Annotated in this window: 16 protein-coding genes; 5 read left to right on the forward strand and 11 right to left on the reverse strand. The window is 43.4% G+C overall.

What is annotated here, in order from left to right:
* Positions 1 to 45 precede the first annotated feature (45 nt).
* From tatA to EWM62_RS18395, 8 genes are read right to left on the reverse strand one after another with little or no spacing between them, the layout of a single operon-like run.
* Positions 46 to 240, reverse strand: a complete 195-nt coding sequence (gene tatA / locus EWM62_RS18360) for a twin-arginine translocase TatA/TatE family subunit (protein ID WP_129878138.1) — start codon at positions 238 to 240, stop codon at positions 46 to 48.
* 38 nt (positions 241 to 278) lie between these two features.
* Positions 279 to 776, reverse strand: a complete 498-nt coding sequence (locus EWM62_RS18365; RefSeq protein ID WP_129878139.1) for a Sec-independent protein translocase subunit TatA/TatB — start codon at positions 774 to 776, stop codon at positions 279 to 281.
* A gap of 53 nt (positions 777 to 829) precedes the next feature.
* A complete protein-coding gene (locus EWM62_RS18370; protein ID WP_129878140.1) occupies positions 830 to 2,125 on the reverse strand; it encodes a murein hydrolase activator EnvC family protein in 1,296 nt (431 codons plus the stop codon).
* A 16-nt stretch (positions 2,126 to 2,141) separates the two neighbouring features.
* Positions 2,142 to 2,942, reverse strand: a complete 801-nt coding sequence (locus EWM62_RS18375; protein WP_129878141.1) for a DUF4292 domain-containing protein — start codon at positions 2,940 to 2,942, stop codon at positions 2,142 to 2,144.
* The gene (locus EWM62_RS18380) at positions 2,920 to 4,656 is read right to left on the reverse strand and encodes a tetratricopeptide repeat protein (RefSeq protein ID WP_129878142.1); all 1,737 of its coding nucleotides are present in this window, start codon (positions 4,654 to 4,656) and stop codon (positions 2,920 to 2,922) included. Before EWM62_RS18380 ends, EWM62_RS18375 begins: the two co-directional genes overlap by 23 nt.
* Positions 4,657 to 4,676: 20 nt before the next feature.
* A complete protein-coding gene (locus EWM62_RS18385) occupies positions 4,677 to 6,179 on the reverse strand; it encodes a lipopolysaccharide biosynthesis protein (protein ID WP_129878143.1) in 1,503 nt (500 codons plus the stop codon).
* A gap of 18 nt (positions 6,180 to 6,197) precedes the next feature.
* Positions 6,198 to 6,530, reverse strand: coding sequence for an acylphosphatase (locus EWM62_RS18390; RefSeq protein WP_238989390.1), 333 nt, complete (start codon positions 6,528 to 6,530; stop codon positions 6,198 to 6,200).
* 57 nt (positions 6,531 to 6,587) lie between these two features.
* Positions 6,588 to 7,760, reverse strand: a complete 1,173-nt coding sequence (locus tag EWM62_RS18395; protein ID WP_129878144.1) for an amidohydrolase family protein — start codon at positions 7,758 to 7,760, stop codon at positions 6,588 to 6,590.
* Positions 7,761 to 7,904: 144 nt separating this feature from the next.
* Between EWM62_RS18395 and rlmN the strand changes: the two genes are divergently transcribed.
* From rlmN to EWM62_RS18415, 4 genes are read left to right on the forward strand one after another with little or no spacing between them, the layout of a single operon-like run.
* The gene (rlmN, locus tag EWM62_RS18400) at positions 7,905 to 8,975 is read left to right on the forward strand and encodes a 23S rRNA (adenine(2503)-C(2))-methyltransferase RlmN (RefSeq protein WP_129878145.1); all 1,071 of its coding nucleotides are present in this window, start codon (positions 7,905 to 7,907) and stop codon (positions 8,973 to 8,975) included.
* A 54-nt stretch (positions 8,976 to 9,029) separates the two neighbouring features.
* Positions 9,030 to 9,275, forward strand: coding sequence for a hypothetical protein (locus EWM62_RS18405; protein ID WP_129878146.1), 246 nt, complete (start codon positions 9,030 to 9,032; stop codon positions 9,273 to 9,275).
* Between the two features lie 2 nt (positions 9,276 to 9,277).
* Positions 9,278 to 9,682, forward strand: a complete 405-nt coding sequence (locus EWM62_RS18410; protein ID WP_129878147.1) for a type II toxin-antitoxin system VapC family toxin — start codon at positions 9,278 to 9,280, stop codon at positions 9,680 to 9,682.
* Positions 9,683 to 9,703: 21 nt separating this feature from the next.
* Positions 9,704 to 10,402 carry a ComF family protein gene (locus EWM62_RS18415; protein ID WP_129878148.1) on the forward strand — a complete coding sequence of 233 codons (699 nt, stop codon included), beginning with the start codon at positions 9,704 to 9,706 and terminating at the stop codon, positions 10,400 to 10,402.
* Between the two features lie 144 nt (positions 10,403 to 10,546).
* Here EWM62_RS18415 and EWM62_RS18420 read toward each other — a convergent pair whose 3' ends face one another.
* From EWM62_RS18420 to EWM62_RS18430, 3 genes are all read right to left on the reverse strand, one after another.
* Positions 10,547 to 13,675, reverse strand: a complete 3,129-nt coding sequence (locus EWM62_RS18420) for a PAS domain-containing protein (RefSeq protein ID WP_129878149.1) — start codon at positions 13,673 to 13,675, stop codon at positions 10,547 to 10,549.
* Between the two features lie 9 nt (positions 13,676 to 13,684).
* Positions 13,685 to 14,965 (reverse strand): serine hydroxymethyltransferase, encoded by a 1,281-nt coding sequence (glyA, locus tag EWM62_RS18425; protein ID WP_129878150.1) that lies wholly within the window; start codon positions 14,963 to 14,965, stop codon positions 13,685 to 13,687.
* Between the two features lie 90 nt (positions 14,966 to 15,055).
* Complete coding sequence (locus tag EWM62_RS18430) at positions 15,056 to 15,799, reverse strand: segregation and condensation protein A (protein ID WP_129878151.1); 744 nt, start codon at positions 15,797 to 15,799, stop codon at positions 15,056 to 15,058.
* Positions 15,800 to 15,936: 137 nt separating this feature from the next.
* On the opposite strand from EWM62_RS18430, the gene dxs reads away from it, so the two are divergent.
* A complete protein-coding gene (gene dxs, locus EWM62_RS18435; RefSeq protein ID WP_129878152.1) occupies positions 15,937 to 17,868 on the forward strand; it encodes a 1-deoxy-D-xylulose-5-phosphate synthase in 1,932 nt (643 codons plus the stop codon).
* Positions 17,869 to 17,890 lie beyond the last annotated feature (22 nt).

Consider the following 17,890-nt stretch of genomic DNA (forward strand, 5'->3'; position numbering starts at 1 on the left):
CGTTTAACAGCTAAGGGTTAGCTGTACCAATAAAATCACAGAAAATTAAACCTTGGTTTTATCTTCTGTAGTAGTTGTTGTTGTTGTATTTGCAGTATTGGTTTCGCCGTTCTGCGCGTCTTTAAATTCTTTAACGCCTCTGCCTAAACCCTTCATTAGTTCAGGGATTTTTTTACCACCGAACATAATTAATATTGCAACGATGATCAGAATGATTTCTGGTGCGCCTAATCCACCCATGATTTTTAAGTTTTATGTTATGTTAATATTTTTTGTTATTATTTATATTCTTCTTCAGTTGTAGTTTTAACCGGCTCGTCATCGCCCTTGGTTAAATCAATAGTATTACGGTTGGCACTGCCGGTAACCGGGTGTTTTATTTCCTCGGGATGGTGCTCAAAAGTATCATCTTCGGCAGCCTCTTTTTTAAGTTCGGCCTCTGTTTGTTCAATAGCATCGGTAGCAACAGCCTGGCCCTCAAACGCGGGTAAAGTACCGGCAACAGGCTCGTAAGTATGCCCTGCGGGTTCTGTACCGTCATTTATTTCGGCAAGCTCTTCCTTTTTTTCTACCTTCTTGTCTTCGTAATTGTTTATCTGGTTGTTTATCTCGCGTTTAACATCTTCAGATGCATCTTTAAAATCGCGGATGCCTTTTCCTAACCCACGCGCAAGCTCGGGCAGTTTGTTGCCCCCAAACAGCATCAGTGCAGCAAACAATATCAAAATCATTTCGCTGCCGCCTATATTTAAAAATAAAAAAACTGAACTTAACATCTGTATTAAATTAAGGTTACAAATATAAACAATTAGAACAGTATAAGTTTAAATCAATTTGGTGCCAGCCAAAGCCTCGGGTCAACAAAACCTTTATCTTTATATAGCTGGAAGATAATAGTTGCATCTCCTGTTGATGCATCTACCGCCACTGTGCCAATTGTTTGTTTAGTACTTACCTTTTGCCCTTTGGCAACGTTTACTGTTCTTAGATTCTGATAAGCCGTAAAATACTCACCATGTTTTATAACTACCAGGTAGGTACCGCTAATATCCATTATAGTCCTTACCTCGCCCTCAAAAACCGCCCTTACTGCCGCGCCTGTATTGGTCCTTATTTCGTAACCTGTATTTTCGTTACGTATGCCGTCGGCATCGTTATAAGTACCAAAACCATGCACCAGCTGGCCGGCAGCTACGGGCCATGGTAAACGGCCCTTGTTGCCCAAAAAGTCGTTAGATAGCCTGGCCGCCTCGGGCGTTGAGTTCAGGATCTCGCTGTTGGTAGAGTTTTTGGTTATCGCCTTTTTTGTAGGGGCAACAACCTCGCGGTTCTCGGCCTTTGCTTTGGCAGCGGCTATTCTTGCCGCCTCCCTGGCTTCTGCTTCGGCCTTGCGCCTTGCCTCTTCTATCTCGCGCCTAACAGTATTTATAATTTCCTTGTTATTGCGCGCTATACGTTTTTGAACATCACGCTGCTGCTGTTTTAGCTCGCCCTGGTGTTTAGACAGGTTGCTGATAACCTTTACCTGGTTATTTTTTGCTTTGCCTAACTCTGCCTTTTCTTTTTCCTGGCTCTGCAGCAGTTCGTTCTTTTGTTTTTTATCCTTATCCAGTTCAACTATCTTAACATGCAAGTCCTTTTGGGTGCCCTGTATGTACCCCGCCTGCCGCTCGCGGTAGGTGCCAAACTGTTGTAAATACTTTAAACGCCTGTATGCCTGGTTAAAGTCTTTTGATGCAAAAATAAACATCAATTTATTATAAGCGCTTTGGTTTCGGTATGCAAACAACACCATCCCGGCGTAATCCTTCTTCAGCTGGTCTAACTGGTTTTGTAAGCTATGTACGGTATTATTGCTCTCAGAGATTTGATTATCTAAATTTCTTACCTCGGAGTTGATATTGGTTATCTTTTCTTCGCGCAGGTTTATCTGCGCCTTTAATATATTAAGCTGTTTTAACGATACTTTTTTATTGCTCGCTGTTTCCTGGTATTCGCGGTTCAATTGCTCCAGTTCATCGTTTAATTTATCGCGCCTGCGTTTAAGTTCGGCGCTGGTTTGTGCAAAAACACCCGAGGTTGCCAACACCAAAAAAATAAATAAAGCCGCTTTAAAAAATTTCATTCACCAAAAATATAATTTAATTAGCAGGTTCGTAACTTTTTGGGATACTAAAAGGATATTCGAGCGGCTTATCAAACTCTGCCTGTGTGTAGCGCAGGTTCACCTGTATCTTTTTATCGCCTGCGGTTGATGCAATATCTATCTGCGACGGTATCACCCTGTTATCGGCCTGTATAAAAACGTTGTTTGCTACCTGTAAGGTTTGCCTGGCCACAGCGTTAGACAGGTTTGTTTGGGTAACTTTCAAATCGGGCCCTAATAAAAGCTTATAAACAAGGTCCTGTAAGTTACCGCTAAGCGCCGTATTGGCACCTTCGGTTTGGAAATTAGCGTTAGTGTTCAACAATTCGGGGATGGCGTTACCAACCAATAGCGCCTGCAATGTTTTAAAATTAACCTGCCTGCTTGCATAAGTATATACATAGCTAAATGGCTTTTTAAGGTAAACACTTTGCAGGCGGTTTACCACTATGATACTATCGGGTGTTATTTGCGCGCGGGCAACCTCGATGCCGATAATGGCAGTTATCGAGATCCAGATCTTTTGATCGCGCGCTACGCGGATGTTTAGCGTTACATCGTTGCTGTTACCGTTTATATCCAGCTTGGTTTTTGCCTTGCCCGAAAAGGTGTTAAAAGTAACTTGCTTTGCCCGTATGGCTGCCAGCCTGGCACGCAGGCTGTTTTCCTTATTTATTGCCGCCGAATCTACCGTGGTAGTGGGGCGGTTTACAACAACCAGTTTTTTTGATTTACAGGCTACTAAAGCCATCAGGCAAAAAACAATGGCTATTTTATTCAAAGTATTTCTTTTCATTTATTTTCCGTTCTAAAACCGGCGATTTGCCCCCCTGTGCTTTTGCCTTCGCCCAGTTTTGTAAGGCGGCATCAACGTCTCCCAGGAAAAACAGGATATCGCCGTAGTGTTCTGTTTTTACAGCGCTGTTCCCTTTATCATGTAAGAGCGACTTTTCTATCCAAAGTTTAGCCTCTGTGTAGTTTTTCTGCTTAAAAAGTATCCACGCGTAGGTATCTTCAAACGATGCCGTGTTGGGCTGCAGATCGTTACAATGCTTAGACATTTGCGCGGCGCTCTCTAAACGCTCATTCCTTAACGACAAATAGTAGGCATAATTGTTCAGGGTGAAAGCATTATCGGGGCTTATGGCGATAGCTTTTTCGTAAGCGCTGTCTGAGTTTGTGTTCTCTCCTAACGAATGATAACAATCGCCAAGGGCCGAATACGCCTGCGTAAGCAGTTCTTTATCCTGCGTTTCTAACGATACCGCGTTTTTTAAATAGCTTATAGCTTTGGCATACCCGCGTTTTTGCTGCCATGCAATACCAACCATGTAGTTCATCCAGGCCTGGTTCGGGAAAAACGACAGCGAACTTTCGCCATCTTTTATGGCAGCATCCAAATCATTTTCGCTTAGGTCTATCCTTACCAATTGTTCCTGAACGTTGTATGCCTGGTTGTTAAGCGATATGGCTTTTTTGTATGCCGCTTTGGCTTCGGGCACCTTTTCGCTTTGCAGCAGCATATCGCCATACATGGCATAAGCCTTACTGTCTGCCGGGTGCGCAACTACTAAAATACGGCTAAGTTCCAGCGCGCTGGCCTTGGCATTTGGCTCGGGGAATTTGGGCACATAGCCCAGTAATATCCTTATTTTTTGTTCAATATCCACATCAGGGATGGCGAAGGCCAGTTCCAATTCGTCAAAACTGGCTTCAGGGTTATTTTGTTCGCGGTAGATATCTGCAAACGCCAAATGCACCGCCCCGTTTTTAGGATCGATGGTTTTTGCCTTTTGCAGCGCGGCAATTGCCTTATCGTTTAAATTGTTGGAGTTATATATTTCGGCCTGCATCAGGTAATATTTTACCTGTGTAGGGTTGGCGGCTATCAATTCGTCTAACGCCGAGGTGGCTTTTTTTACATCACCCTGCCTGATGTAAATTTTCTGCCGGTTTACCAGCAGTTCTTCGCTTGGGCCGGCAAGCTCTTCTACCTTATCGTACATTTTTAAGGCCTCGTCATATCTTTTTTGAATAAACAGGGCGTTGGCCTCGTCGTAGTAATAATCGGGCTTGGTTGGGTTAATACGGATAAGTTCGTTAAAAACGTTTTCCAGCTTTACAATGTCGTTGTTTTTTTCGTAGCTGCCGGCAAGGGCTATCCAGTACCACTCGTTGTTTGGGTTAACCGTTACGGCCCGCTCTAACAGGGGCTGCGCGGCCTTGATGTTGTTACGCGCTTTTTCCATGTTGGCCAGCTCAAACATAGTGGCATCGTTAGTTGGGTCTATCTGTAATATGCGGTTAAACAGTTCGAAGGCCAGTTTAGAATTATCGATGGTTTTTTCGCGCAGGGCCGAAAAAAACAATTGCTTTACCATACCGCTATCGGCAGCCGAGAGGGGCTTGGCGGCAATTACTATGGCAGTATTATCTTTCCCGGAGTTGGTTTGCGCAATACCGGCTGTCGATATCCCCATAAATAATATTAATGCTGCCGCTAATTTCATATCATTATTACACCGGTGTATTATCTGCTAAAGATAGCTTTTAGTTCTTTGCGTTCGTTAAATAAAGCCCCTAAGCCGAATAAAATTAACAACCCATTACCTATATATATATTACGCTTAAATACGCTGAATGACAGATAAACGAGCACGACCGATATTATAATATAACCCAGGTTCTTTTTTATATCATAGGGTATGGGGTAATTTTTTTGCCCCCATAGGTACGACATTATCATCATACTGGCATAAGCAGCCAATGAGATCCATGCCGACGCTATGTAACCATAATAAGGTATAAAAACAACGTTAAGAACAATGGTAAGTAAAGCCCCTATGCCTGAAATGTACAACCCGTATTTGGTTTGATCGGTAAGCTTGTACCAAACAGATAAATTCATGTAAATACCCAGGCTTACATAACCAAACAACAACACCGGGATAACCTTTATACCTGACCAATAAAATTCCGTTTGGGCAGCATCCTTCCCTTTTATAAAATATTTCAGCAGATCTATATTAGCTACCAGTGCAACAAATATCAGGCATACGGCAATAACAAAGTAATTCATTATCCGGGCGTAGGTATGGGTGGCATTTTTATTTTTAGCGTGACTAAAAAAGAATGGCTCGGCCCCAAGCCTGAAGGCGTTTACAAAGATGCTGAGGAAGATAGATATTTTTGCACAAGCTGTGTATATACCTACCTGCTGGGCGCTGATATCTTCGGGTAGCAGTTTGCCAAGCAGTATTTTGTCTAAATTTTCGTTAACCAGAAACGAGAAATTGGCTATTAACACCGGCCAGCTGTATATTAACATTTCGGCAAACAAGGCCCGGCTAAACTTTGGCTGCAGTTTCATAAGCTCGGGCAGCAGCATTAAAAATGTTGCCGCACTGGCAATTAAATTTGAAAGGAAAACGTAGCCAACCCAGGTTTTTCTGAACCAGGTGCTCATCCATGCACCGCCGGGCAAGCCATGATTAATAATAAAGGGTATTACATATATAAAGGTGAGGTTTAGGCCTACAAAAATAATAATATTGATAAGCTTAAGCAGACCATAGCGCCCGGGGCGGCCATCGGCGCGCAATTTGGCAAAAGGTATTACGCACAAGGCATCAAGTATAAGCGTGCCTATAAAAAACTTAATGTATAAAATATAATCGGGCAGCGGGGTTACGTTGCCTATTCTTATCCAGTTGGTTATTACGCCGGCAAGCGGAAAGGTACACAGGAAAAATACTGATGATACAATAAGTATAGCGCCAAATGTATTGTTGTAAACCAACTGCTTATCATCAGCCCGTTTGTTTAGGTACCTGAAAAATGTGGTTTCCATACCAAACGACAAAAGTGCATTAAGCATTGATGCATAGGCATAAAGGTTACCAAATACCCCGTATATTTTAGCAGGATAGGTGCGTGTGTAGATAGGTGTTAAAAAAAAATTAAGTACCCGGCCGGCAATAGTACTTAAACCATAAAGTGCGGTTTGCCCGGCAAATTTTTTAGCTGTTGACAATTAGGAAAATGTAAGCGTTTATAAACTCTTTTTTACGACCTCAAAATTACGATAGTTTTTCAATTCGCCCTCATGGGTTTCAACCGAGGTTACTACGGCATGTTCGGCCCCTTCGTGGCACCACTCTACAAACATCTCCATCATAACATCATCTGCTTCGGCAGCTATAAATACATCGCCGTTAAGTTCGTTTTTTACAAAGCCACGCACGCCAAGCTGGTCGGCTACGGCTTTTGCACCCACCCTGAAAGATACGCCCTGCACTTTGCCCTTTACCGTTATATCCAGGTGTTTCATCATTTTGCGAATGGTTGATTTTTTGAATGAGCGCTTTTTCTTAAACGCACTCATCCGCTATTTTGTTGGATGCAAATTAACTTAATCCAACGCAATCAACCTAATACGGATTTAAACCAGTTTTTTAACGCTGGTATCGGGGGTGAGTTTAACCCCGTCTAAACCGGTAAGCAGGTTTAATCCGGGAGTTTTGCCGGCTTCTATAGTGCCTTTGTCGCTATCTATCCCTAAAAATCTGGCGCCGTTTATAGTGCCCCATTCCAACAGGGTATCAATACTTAACGATGGGAAGTTTTGCTGCAGCGTTTTCATTTCGCTCAAAATACAAAGCTTGCTGTTTGAGGCGAGGCTATCGGTACCCAGGGTGATATTAAAGCCCTGATTTACAAAAAGCTCTATCTTAGGTAAGCGCTTTTCAATGTATATATTAGCGTTAGGGCAAAAGCACCAGTTTATTTTACGATCGAACCGTTTAATAAAGTAAATATCTTTTAAGTTGGTACAGGTGTTATGTACCAGCAATATTTTTTGCCTGTTTGTTAAAAGTGGGATAATAGACTGCAGGGAGTTACGCGCCTGCGGGCGAAAGTACCCGATATCGACCCCCATATGTTTATACAGATCAATAAACCCGCCCAGTTTGTACCTGTAAAATTTATTCTCATCCTCGCATTCCTGGTTATGGATGCTTAACAGGTTTGTGCCGGTATCGCAATGTTTCTTGATCAGCTTAAATAATTCTTTAGAAACAGAATACGGCGCATGCGCGGTTATCGATGTTGGCTGTGGTTTAAATTCTTCGGCGGTTTCAAGCGCTTTTTCAAAAAGGCTATCAGCACTTTCGGGTAAAAACCCCAATATTTCGATAAAAGTGTGGTAGTAAAGTTTGCTTTTGGCTTTTATAGGGGCGGTAATGCCTGTGTTTGAAATATCGCCAACGGCAACTATACCATTATTATACATTTGCTGGTCGGCTGCTTCGGCAGCGGCGAGCATATCGGCTGCTTCGGCGCTTCTTGAGGACAATATATCTTTTATAAAACTGATGAGCCCGCCCCCGGCTGCTATCATGCCCTTCATATGCGATAACTCGGTATGGCAATGGGTGTTTATAAAACCCGGTACAATTATACCGTTAACTTGTTCTATGGGGGTGTTTGATGCTGGAGGGGTTTTGTCGTCGGTAACTGAAATGATCGTTCCATTATCATCCACAGTTACAATTCCATTCTTTATCGGATCGGCACAAACAGGGTAAACGTAATCGGCTTTAAAACTTTTCATTAAATATAACTTAGCATCAGCAATGTTTTTTTTAAATCCAATCCATACATCAATTACAATTAACTTTTAGTTATTGTTTTTAATGTTAGAAAAGAATGACTTTAAAAAAAGAACAGATTTTTTAAATTTAAGTACTTTTGCATTGTGAACAACAAAAAAGATAAAATAGATATCCGCAGCCTAAGCCCCGAAGCCTTACAGCAACATTTCATCAGCATGGATGAAAAAAGCTTTAGGGCTAAACAGGTTTATGAATGGCTTTGGGAAAAATCATGCATCTCTTTTGACGAAATGAGCAATATTTCAAAAGAACTCCGTACTAAACTTAATGACAAATTTGTAATTAACAATGTTAAAATAAATACATCACAGGTTAGTGCTGATAAAACTATAAAAAATTCTTTTATATTACATGATACTCACCTAATTGAAGGTGTTTTAATTCCGACTACCGACCGCATGACGGCCTGCGTGTCGTCGCAGGTGGGCTGCAGCCTTACCTGTAAATTTTGCGCTACGGGTTATATGGACCGCAAACGCAACCTTAATCCCGACGAAATTTACGACCAGGTGGTGTTGATTGATAAGCAAGCCCGCGAAAATTATGGTATCCCATTATCAAACATTGTGTATATGGGCATGGGCGAACCTTTGCTTAATTATGCCAACGTGATAAAATCGATAGAGCGCATAACGGCGGAGGATGGGTTGAACATGTCGCCAAAGCGCATAACGGTGTCTACAGCGGGCATTGCTAAAATGATACGTAAACTGGGCGACGACCAAGTAAAGTTTAACCTGGCCCTTTCGTTACACGCCGCTAACGACGAAAAGCGCAACACCATAATGCCCATTAATGAGCAAAACTCGTTGAAAGCGCTGGCCGACGCTTTAAAATACTACTTTGCCAAAACCAAAAACCCGGTTACTTACGAGTATATTATTTTTGATGGGGTAAACGACACCCTGCAGGACGCCATGGAACTTGCACGTTTTTGCAAGCACCTGCCCTGCAAGGTTAATATTATTGAATACAACCCCATATCGATGGCGGCATTTATTAATGCCGGTGAAGATAAGGTAGAAGCCTTTGCCGATTACCTGCGCAGCCAGGGCATTAACACCAACCTGCGCCGCAGCCGTGGCAAGGATATTGACGCCGCTTGCGGGCAATTGGCTATTAATGAGAAGGAAAAGGAAGTTGCAAAGGCTTAATACTAAATGAGCTAAACTATTGCTTTTGTTTTTTATTAATTATATTTGATAGTTATGCAAACAACTTACAGACTGAAAGCAAAAGAATTAAGCCTGGATTTTTTAGAGTCTTTAAAATCTATGTTTACAGGGCAGGAATTAGAAATTACTGTTAAATCGGTAAACAACAAAACCCCTGTAAAGAATAAAAAGAAGCTGCTGCAAATGATTGAAGCGAACAGCAATAACGCTCCCGTTATATCTCCGGATATCGATATTCGCACCCTAATAGATGCTTCACAAAACCCTGGCAGCATATAAATATGTTTTACGTTGATACGGACGTTCTAATTCATTCGATGATCAAGCAAAACCCTTCCTTACATTTGCAGGTGAAAAATTTACTTGATCAATTTGTTGAGGATAACAAACTAAGCATATCCTGGCTAAGCATTCAAGAAACAGCCTTTGTATTGGGGAAACTAAATCAACCAATAGAATCTATTTCATTAAATATTGATTTCCTGATAGCCTTACAACCGGCAGAATACGGCTTAGTTGCATTTAACAGAGCAACAGAACTTGCTAAAATCATTGGTTTTAAGGATTTTAATGACTGCTTGCATACTGCAATTGCCGAGCAGCATTGCACTGATCTTTACACATGTAATTTCAAAGATTTTGAACGTATTAAGCCTTATACTACATTAAACATCCACTTTATTTGATATTGCTATATCATATATAAAATGCCCTTATTACGCACTTACCTGGCCGATTTTGTTTCGCTGCTGTTCCCGCAGCTTTGCGCGGCATGCAGGGCCAGCCTGGTAGCAAACGAGGATATTTTATGCACCGATTGCCTTTATAATTTACCATTCACCAATTTTCACCAGCAGCCCGATAATATTGTTGCGCGACAGTTTTGGGGTAAACTTAACATTGAGGCGGCTTACTCCCTTTATTATTTCAACAAAGGCAGCAAAGTGCAAAACATGGTGCACCAGTTTAAATACAATGGCATGCACCGGATAGGTAATTTGCTGGGGAATATTGCCGGCCAGCAGCTATTACAAAACTCTGTGTTCAGCACGGTTGATTATATTATCCCGGTGCCGCTGCATAAAAAACGTTTAAAAACCCGGGGGTACAATCAAAGCGCCTGCTTTGCCGAAGGGTTAGCCGATAAGTTAAATGCGGCTGTAGAACCGGATAATCTGATACGTACAGTATCCACCAAAACGCAAACCCACAAATCGCGGTTTGCACGGTTCCAAAATATGCAGGAAGTTTTTGCTGTAGCCCGCCCAAAAGATCTTGAACATAAACATGTGCTGCTTGTTGACGATATCGTTACCACCGGCGCAACGCTGGAAGCATGCGGGATCGAATTACTTAAGGTACCGGGGCTGAAGCTAAGTATAGCGACTATTGCTTATGCGGAGTAGACCGGGATTAAGTGGATTCTTCAGATTAAGGGGATTTGATTTGCAACTTTGATAGCATCACGCGTTTAGATGCTTCGCTATCGCTCAGCATGACAAAAAGATCATTAAATACTATTCCCCCTTCAGGGGATTAGGGGGCCACACTTACTGCTTCTGATACCTGCTCAGTTTCTCGAATAGGGTGGTTGGGTCGAAGGGTTTCAGGATGTAATCGTTCATACCGGCATCTTCTATTTGCCCCATTTGGTTGCTCAGCATAGATGCGGTTAGGGCAATAATGGGCAGGTTTTGGAAATAAGCGTCGGCCTTGGCGCGGATAACGCCGGCAGCCTCTAAGCCGCCCATTACCGGCATGTGTATATCCATCAGTACAACATCAAAGTTTTTATGCAGTTCAAGCTTATCAATAGCCTCCTGTCCGTTCTCGGCAAAATCGGCGGTTGCCCCCCATTTTTTCAGTACCTTATTGATCAGCAACCTGTTTATCTGGTTGTCGTCAACTACAAGTACATTAATACTTAATCCTGTTTCCACTTTTTTGTTGTTATTAATAGTATGGTTGGCCAGCTTATTAAAAGTAATAGTAAACCAAAATGTTGAACCATCCCCAAGTACACTGTCTACGTTTATACGAGAATCGTGCAGTTCAATTAAGCGCTTACTTATAGCTAACCCAAGCCCCGTGCCACCATAATTACGTGTTGTATCGGCTTCTGCCTGTTTAAACGACTCAAATATGGTGTTTAATTTGTTCTTAGCAATACCAATCCCGGTATCTGATACGCCAAAACGTATACGTACGGTATCATCATTTTGCTCAATTATCTTCAGGTCGATATTTACACCCCCTTTGGCGGTAAATTTAACAGAATTACTTACTAAATTCAATAATATCTGAATAAGCCTTGCCCTATCGCCTATAACAATGGGCGGCACAGCATCATCAACGGTATAAGTAAGGTAAATATCCTTTTCGTGCGCCTTATATTTCATCGAGCCGATGATGCTTTGGATCATCTCGCGGATATCAACCTTTGCTTTCTCCAGTTCGATGTTCCCCGTCTCTATCTTTGTAAAATCGAGCACATCGTTTATCAGGGTCATCAGGTTTTCGGCCGAAAATTTAAGAATGCTTAAATTTTCTTTCTGCGATTCCAGCGGGTCATCATTCAGCAACAAGTGCGACATGCCGATAACCGCGTTCAGTGGCGTACGTATCTCGTGGCTCATTACGCCTATAAACATATCTTTGGCGCGGTTAAGCTGCAGCGCTTCTTCTTTGGCTGCTATCAGGTCAAGTTCGGCTTTCTTTTTGGCGGTAATGTCAATAATGGTTTCAATGTATTTATCAACCTTACCGTTTTCGCCCATTATTACCGAGTTGATAACCGATATCCAAAGTGGCTGCCCATCTTTTCGGTATATCAGCAGGTCTACCTCGAACGATTGCTTTTTTGCAGATAGTTCGCGTGTTTTTTGTATAATGGAAACATCTGTCAGCTCACCTTTAAGCGAATCGCCCAGGTGCTTATCTTTAACATCATTTAAACTGTAGCCGGTAATGTGTTCAAAGGCGGTGTTCACCCACTCTACTTTACCATCGCTGTTATTGATAACCACGCCGCTGGTTGTTTTGCTGGCCACAAGCGATAGCATGGTAAGCTCTTCTTCTACTTTTTTACGTTCGGTTATATCAACCATTACGCCTATCTGGCGTTCAACGCTGCCAACTTCGTTAAACAGCGGGCTATTTGATATAAATACCCAAGCGTTAGATCCGTCCTTTTTATAGATCTTTATTTCTACCTCGTAAGGTTTATTTGCTTTAACAGCCTCTACAGCTGCCTGGAAAACCTCCAGGTTGGTTTCTTTTCCAATCAGTTTTGTGCCTACCGTTTGCCCTTTTAGTTCTTCAAGGGTATAACCAATAATGTGTTCAAGGGCTTCGTTCATCCAAATTATCTTGCCTTTGTCGTCACGTATCATAATACCGCTTGGCGATTTACGTGCGGCGAATGACAGTATCTCCACATCACTTTCGGCACGCTTGCGGGCTGTAATGTTGGTGATGATGCGGATATACTTTTCTAATCCGCCTTCGCTATTATAAAGCACTGTATTAGTAACCAGTATCCACAAAGGCCGGCCATCCTTACTTACCATAGATAGCTCTACTTCGTAAGGCTGGTTTTTATCCCTTGCCTCTATCAATATTCTTTCTGCTTCGGCATCCTTTGGTTTACCTTTTAAAACTTCGCCTAAAAATTTCCCTTCTACATCCTGTAAAGTGTAACCTGTAATATGTTCAAAGGCGTCGTTTATCCAAACCACCTCATCATCAGCGTTACTTATCACAACGCCGTTACGTATTTTGCTGGCTACTAACGATAGCTGCCGGGTTTGGTCGATAAGGGCTTGCTGATAGGTTGTATCGCGCCCGCTGGCATACCATTTACCACCTTTGTTAACCGCTGTCCAGCTAATATGCTTTACTTCGCCCCCTGCGGTTACTGTTTTGGTTTCCAGTTCAAAGGGCTTTTGCGACCTCACGGCTTCTTCAATAAGCGGGACGTATTGCTCGCGGTTTTTGCCCACAACAAAATCCCACAACGATTTACCCATTGCCTGTTGCGGCGTGTAACCCAAAATAGGCAAAACAGCATCGTTAATGGTTTCGATATTAGAATCGGCACCCGCTATAAAATGGATCTCTGACGAGCTGTTGAACAGGTTAGAAAACTCTTTATGTACCTCAAGGCTTTTTTCGAGTTCCTTTTTTTGCTTGCGCAGGGTAAGGTGCGACATCACCTCGTCGGCAAGCGTGCGCAGCGCATCGCGTTGTTCGGCGGTTAATTTACGGGGGATATGGTCAACTACGCAAAGCGAACCCAGGCGAAAGCCTTCGGGATCTATGAGCGGGGCACCCGCGTAAAAACGGATCCCATCATTAGTATCAACAAACGGATTAGCTTTTAACTCGTCATGCACTAAGGCATCGGGCACCTCAAATATCTCGTCGCCCTGTATGGTGTAATTACAAAATGCGTCGGCACGGGGCGTTTCGTTTATTTCAAGGCCAACTTTCGATTTAAACCACTGCTTTTCGCCATCAATTAAGGTGATAAGGGCAATAGGCGCCTGGCATATATACGATGCCAGGCGGGTTATAGCGTCGTACTCTTTCTCGGGCAGCGTATCCAGCACGTCGTACGAGTCCAGGGCGTTTAAACGCCTGTTCTCCATATCAAAAGAGTGTCCCTGCTTTATCCCCATCTATCAGTGCTAATCTTTATCCCTGTATAACGGGAAGTCTTCCATCAGCTTGTGAACCTTTTTACGAATTTTTTTGATGGATGTTTCATTTTCAGGATCAATTAATACGGCATCTATCAGGTCAACAATGGTTTCCATATGCTTTTCTTTTAAACCGCGTGTGGTAATGGCCGCTGTGCCAACCCGTATGCCCGAAGTTACAAATGGCGATTTATCATCATATGGCACCATGTTTTTATTAACGGTGATATCCGCGCTAACCAGTACATTCTCGGCTGCTTTGCCGGTAATGTTTTTATTACGAAGGTCTATCAGCATTAAGTGGTTATCGGTACCGCCTGATATAATATCATATCCCCGGGCAACAAATGCTTTCGCCATGGCGGCAGCGTTTAGTTTTACCTGGGCAATATACTTCATGTAACCATCGGTTAAAGCTTCGCCAAAGGCAATTGCCTTGGCAGCAATAATATGCTCGAGCGGGCCGCCCTGCGTACCCGGGAACACGGCCATATCCAATAAGGCCGACATCATCTTCACCTCGCCTTTTGGTGTTTTTAAGCCCCATGGGTTTACAAAATCTTTACCCAATAAAATAAGGCCGCCGCGCGGGCCGCGTAAGGTTTTGTGTGTAGTAGTGGTAACAATATGGCAGTGCGGCAACGGATCTGTTAATAAACCACGGGCAATTAAACCTGCCGGGTGGCTAATATCGGCCAGTACCAAAGCGCCAACTTTATCGGCAACTTTACGGATAAAGGCGTAATCCCAATCGCGCGAGTATGCCGATGCGCCGCAGATGATCAGTTTAGGCTTTTCTGCTAAAGCAACTTTTTCAAGCTGTTTGTAATCAATAAGGCCGGTTTCTTTTACAACACCATAAAAATGCGGCTCGTACAGTTTACCCGAAAAGTTAACCGGCGAACCATGCGTTAAGTGACCGCCATGAGAAAGATCGAATCCTAATATTTTATCGCCGGGGTTTAGCACCGCAAGCATTACTGCCGCGTTGGCCTGCGCGCCGCTGTGCGGCTGCACGTTTGCCCACTCCGCGTTAAACAATTGTTTGGCACGCTCAATAGCAATGGTCTCAATTTCATCAACCACTTCGCAGCCGCCGTAATAGCGCTTGCCCGGTAAGCCTTCGGCGTATTTATTGGTAGCCACAGAACCTGCTGCTTCCATCACCTGCTTGCTTACAAAGTTTTCTGATGCAATAAGCTCAATTCCTTCTTCCTGGCGTTGCTGCTCTTCGTCTAACAGCTTGAATATTAATTTGTCTCTTTTCATTGTTGTGTGTAAAACGGCGCTAAGTTAGTTATTAGAAGCTAAAAGCTGAAAGTCCAAAGCAAAAAGCTTTCGGCTTTAGTCTTTTAGCTTTCAGCCCTTCGGCGAAATCCAGAAATTGTTGTACCCCAACCCTATCGTTATATCTATCATTTCCTGCTGAAGCATCTCCAGCACGGCTAAAAAATTATATACAAAATGCACTTTGTTCTCGCTGTTGCCGGCGATGTTCTTAAAATCCATTTTTTTGTTGATGCGCAGCAGGTTATTAATAGCCTCCTTTTGATGCTCTATAGTGTATGGGTATTGCACAACGGTATGGTGCACTTCTTCGGTACGGGTAAGGTACTGGCGCATCAGCCGGTTATACACCATCATTAACTTGTACAGGTTCAGGTCCGATAGTTCCTCACCGGGTACGGTAACCTTTTCTACCTGCTCCAGGTCGAGTTTGATATTTCCGCGTTTTTCCTGTTTAAAACGCTCGTCCTCAAAAGGGCGGATCTCCTCACAAAGCACCTTGAATTTTTTGTATTCGATAAGTTTACGGATAAGCCCCTCTTTGGTATCCATCTCGTTCTCTTCCTCATCGGCATTGTAGCGTGGCAGCAGCATTTTGGCTTTAATGCGCATCAGCGTAGCGGCAACAAAGATAAATTCGCTGGCCAGCTCCATGTTCAAAACCGTCATCTGGTGAATGTAGTTCAGGAAATCGTCGGTAATTTTAGCGATGGGGATATCGTGGATGTCGAGTTCATCCCGCTCTATAAAAAACAGCAAAAGATCAAAGGGGCCTTCAAACTGCGATAACTTTATGGAGAACCCATCTTCGGTCATGTGCCAAAAATACAGCTATTTACGATTTAAAAAATTATAAATTGTTAAATTCAAAACAATAATTACCTTTAATATATTCCAATTATTAGCAATTAAATAGCTTACTTTGTAAGTTATAACAGAGTGAATATCATCCAATGCAGGTACCCGCCGGTGAATTTTTAAAACGCATTAACTATCCTTCTGATTTAAAGCAATTTAAGGAAGATGAACTTGAACAGGTTTGTAACGAGCTGCGCCAGTATATTATTGATGTAGTATCGGTAAACGGGGGGCACTTTGCGGCCAGCCTGGGTACTGTTGAGCTTACAGTAGCCCTGCAATATGTATTAAACACCCCTTACGACCAGTTGGTTTGGGATGTAGGCCACCAGGCTTACGGCCATAAAATACTAACCGGCCGCCGCGAAAACTTTCACACCAACCGTATTTATAAAGGCTTAAGTGGTTTCCCAAAACGCAGCGAAAGCGTGTTCGACACCTTTGGCGTGGGCCACTCTTCTACATCTATATCGGCAGCATTGGGTATGGCTGTTGCATCGCAGTACAAAGGCGAAACCGACAGGCAGCACGTAGCCGTTATTGGCGATGGCGCCATGACAGCCGGCCTTGCTTTTGAAGCGCTTAACCACGCCGGTATCGAAAACTCGAACCTGCTGGTGATATTGAACGACAATAACATGTCGATAGACCCTAACGTGGGTGCGCTAAAAGAGTATTTAACTGATATTACCACATCAAAACCTTACAACCGTTTCCGGGATGATATTGCCACTGTACTGGCCAAGATCTCGTCAATGGGCCCTGATGCCTTTAAAATAGCTAAGAAGATAGAAAAAAGCATAAAAGGCACGTTGCTTAAACGTAGCAACTTTTTTGAAGCGCTTAAATTCAGGTATTTTGGCCCGGTAGACGGCCATGACGTAAAACACCTGGTTAAATTAATACGCGACCTTCGCGATATCCCCGGCCCCAAATTATTGCATTGCGTTACGGTAAAAGGCAAAGGTTATGCCCTGGCCGAAAAAGACCAGACCAAATGGCACGCCCCCGGTTTGTTTGATAAGATAACCGGCGAGATCAAAAAATCTAAAAATGATAAACCGCAGCCTCCTAAATACCAGGATGTGTTTGGGCATACCATAATAGAACTGGCAGAGCAGAACCCTAAGATAATGGGCATTACGCCGGCCATGCCATCAGGCTGCTCGTTAAACCTGATGATGAAGGCCATGCCCACCCGTGCTTTTGACGTGGGTATTGCCGAGCAGCACGCGGTAACGTTTAGCGCCGGGTTAGCCACACAAGGGCTTGTGCCTTTTTGTAACATCTACTCCAGTTTTATGCAGCGGGCGTATGACCAGGTAATACATGATGTTGCCCTACAGAAATTAAACGTTGTTTTTTGCCTTGACCGCGCCGGTTTTGCCGGTGCCGACGGCGCAACGCACCACGGCGCTTACGACCTTGCCTTTATGCGCTGCATACCTAACATGACGGTATCGGCACCCATGAACGAGGAGGAATTACGCAACCTGATGTATACTGCCCAGCAGGACAACATGGGGCCGTTTGTGATACGCTATCCACGTGGCAACGGTGTAATGGTAGACTGGCAACGCCCAATGAAGGCTATCCCTGTTGGCAAGGGCCGTAAGGTTTGCGATGGCGAAGAAGTAGCCGTTTTAACTATAGGCGCTATTGGCAACGAGGCCGCGAATGCTATAACTAACCTGAATTTGGAAGGTTATTACCCCGCCCATTACGACCTGCGTTTTGTAAAGCCCCTTGACGAAGCCTTGCTGCACGAGGTGTTTAAGAAATTTAACCACATAATTACCGTTGAGGACGGCTGCCTGGAAGGTGGCATGGGCACTGCTGTGTTAGAGTTTATGGCCGATAACAATTACAAGGCACAGGTAACCCGTTTAGGCATCCCCGATAAGGTAATTGAACATGGCGAACAACCCGAACTTTGGGCCGAATGTGGTTATGATGCAGCCGGTATTGCCGCCCAGGTTAAAAAATACGCTATTAAAAGGGATAACACGCATATTATAGCCTCTTAAAAGCGATTTTAACCTTTATTGC

The organism is Mucilaginibacter terrigena (assembly GCF_004168255.1).
In the GTDB taxonomy this organism is placed as follows: domain Bacteria; phylum Bacteroidota; class Bacteroidia; order Sphingobacteriales; family Sphingobacteriaceae; genus Mucilaginibacter; species Mucilaginibacter terrigena.

Bases quoted from the DNA above. Each gene is read 5' to 3' on its own strand.
- EWM62_RS18370 (WP_129878140.1), bottom strand. From the start codon at position 2,125: ATGAAATTTTTTAAAGCGGCTTTATTTATTTTTTTGGTGTTGGCAACC.
- EWM62_RS18375 (WP_129878141.1), bottom strand. From the start codon at position 2,942: ATGAAAAGAAATACTTTGAATAAAATAGCCATTGTTTTTTGCCTGATG.
- EWM62_RS18410 (WP_129878147.1), top strand. From the start codon at position 9,278: ATGTTTTACGTTGATACGGACGTTCTAATTCATTCGATGATCAAGCAA.
- EWM62_RS18365 (WP_129878139.1), bottom strand. From the start codon at position 776: ATGTTAAGTTCAGTTTTTTTATTTTTAAATATAGGCGGCAGCGAAATG.
- EWM62_RS18395 (WP_129878144.1), bottom strand. From the start codon at position 7,760: ATGAAAAGTTTTAAAGCCGATTACGTTTACCCTGTTTGTGCCGATCCG.
- EWM62_RS18390 (WP_238989390.1), bottom strand. From the start codon at position 6,530: ATGAGTGCGTTTAAGAAAAAGCGCTCATTCAAAAAATCAACCATTCGC.
- dxs (WP_129878152.1), top strand. From the start codon at position 15,937: ATGCAGGTACCCGCCGGTGAATTTTTAAAACGCATTAACTATCCTTCT.
- tatA (WP_129878138.1), bottom strand. From the start codon at position 240: ATGGGTGGATTAGGCGCACCAGAAATCATTCTGATCATCGTTGCAATA.
- EWM62_RS18420 (WP_129878149.1), bottom strand. From the start codon at position 13,675: ATGGGGATAAAGCAGGGACACTCTTTTGATATGGAGAACAGGCGTTTA.
- EWM62_RS18415 (WP_129878148.1), top strand. From the start codon at position 9,704: ATGCCCTTATTACGCACTTACCTGGCCGATTTTGTTTCGCTGCTGTTC.
- EWM62_RS18430 (WP_129878151.1), bottom strand. From the start codon at position 15,799: ATGACCGAAGATGGGTTCTCCATAAAGTTATCGCAGTTTGAAGGCCCC.
- EWM62_RS18380 (WP_129878142.1), bottom strand. From the start codon at position 4,656: ATGAAATTAGCGGCAGCATTAATATTATTTATGGGGATATCGACAGCC.
- EWM62_RS18405 (WP_129878146.1), top strand. From the start codon at position 9,030: ATGCAAACAACTTACAGACTGAAAGCAAAAGAATTAAGCCTGGATTTT.
- glyA (WP_129878150.1), bottom strand. From the start codon at position 14,965: ATGAAAAGAGACAAATTAATATTCAAGCTGTTAGACGAAGAGCAGCAA.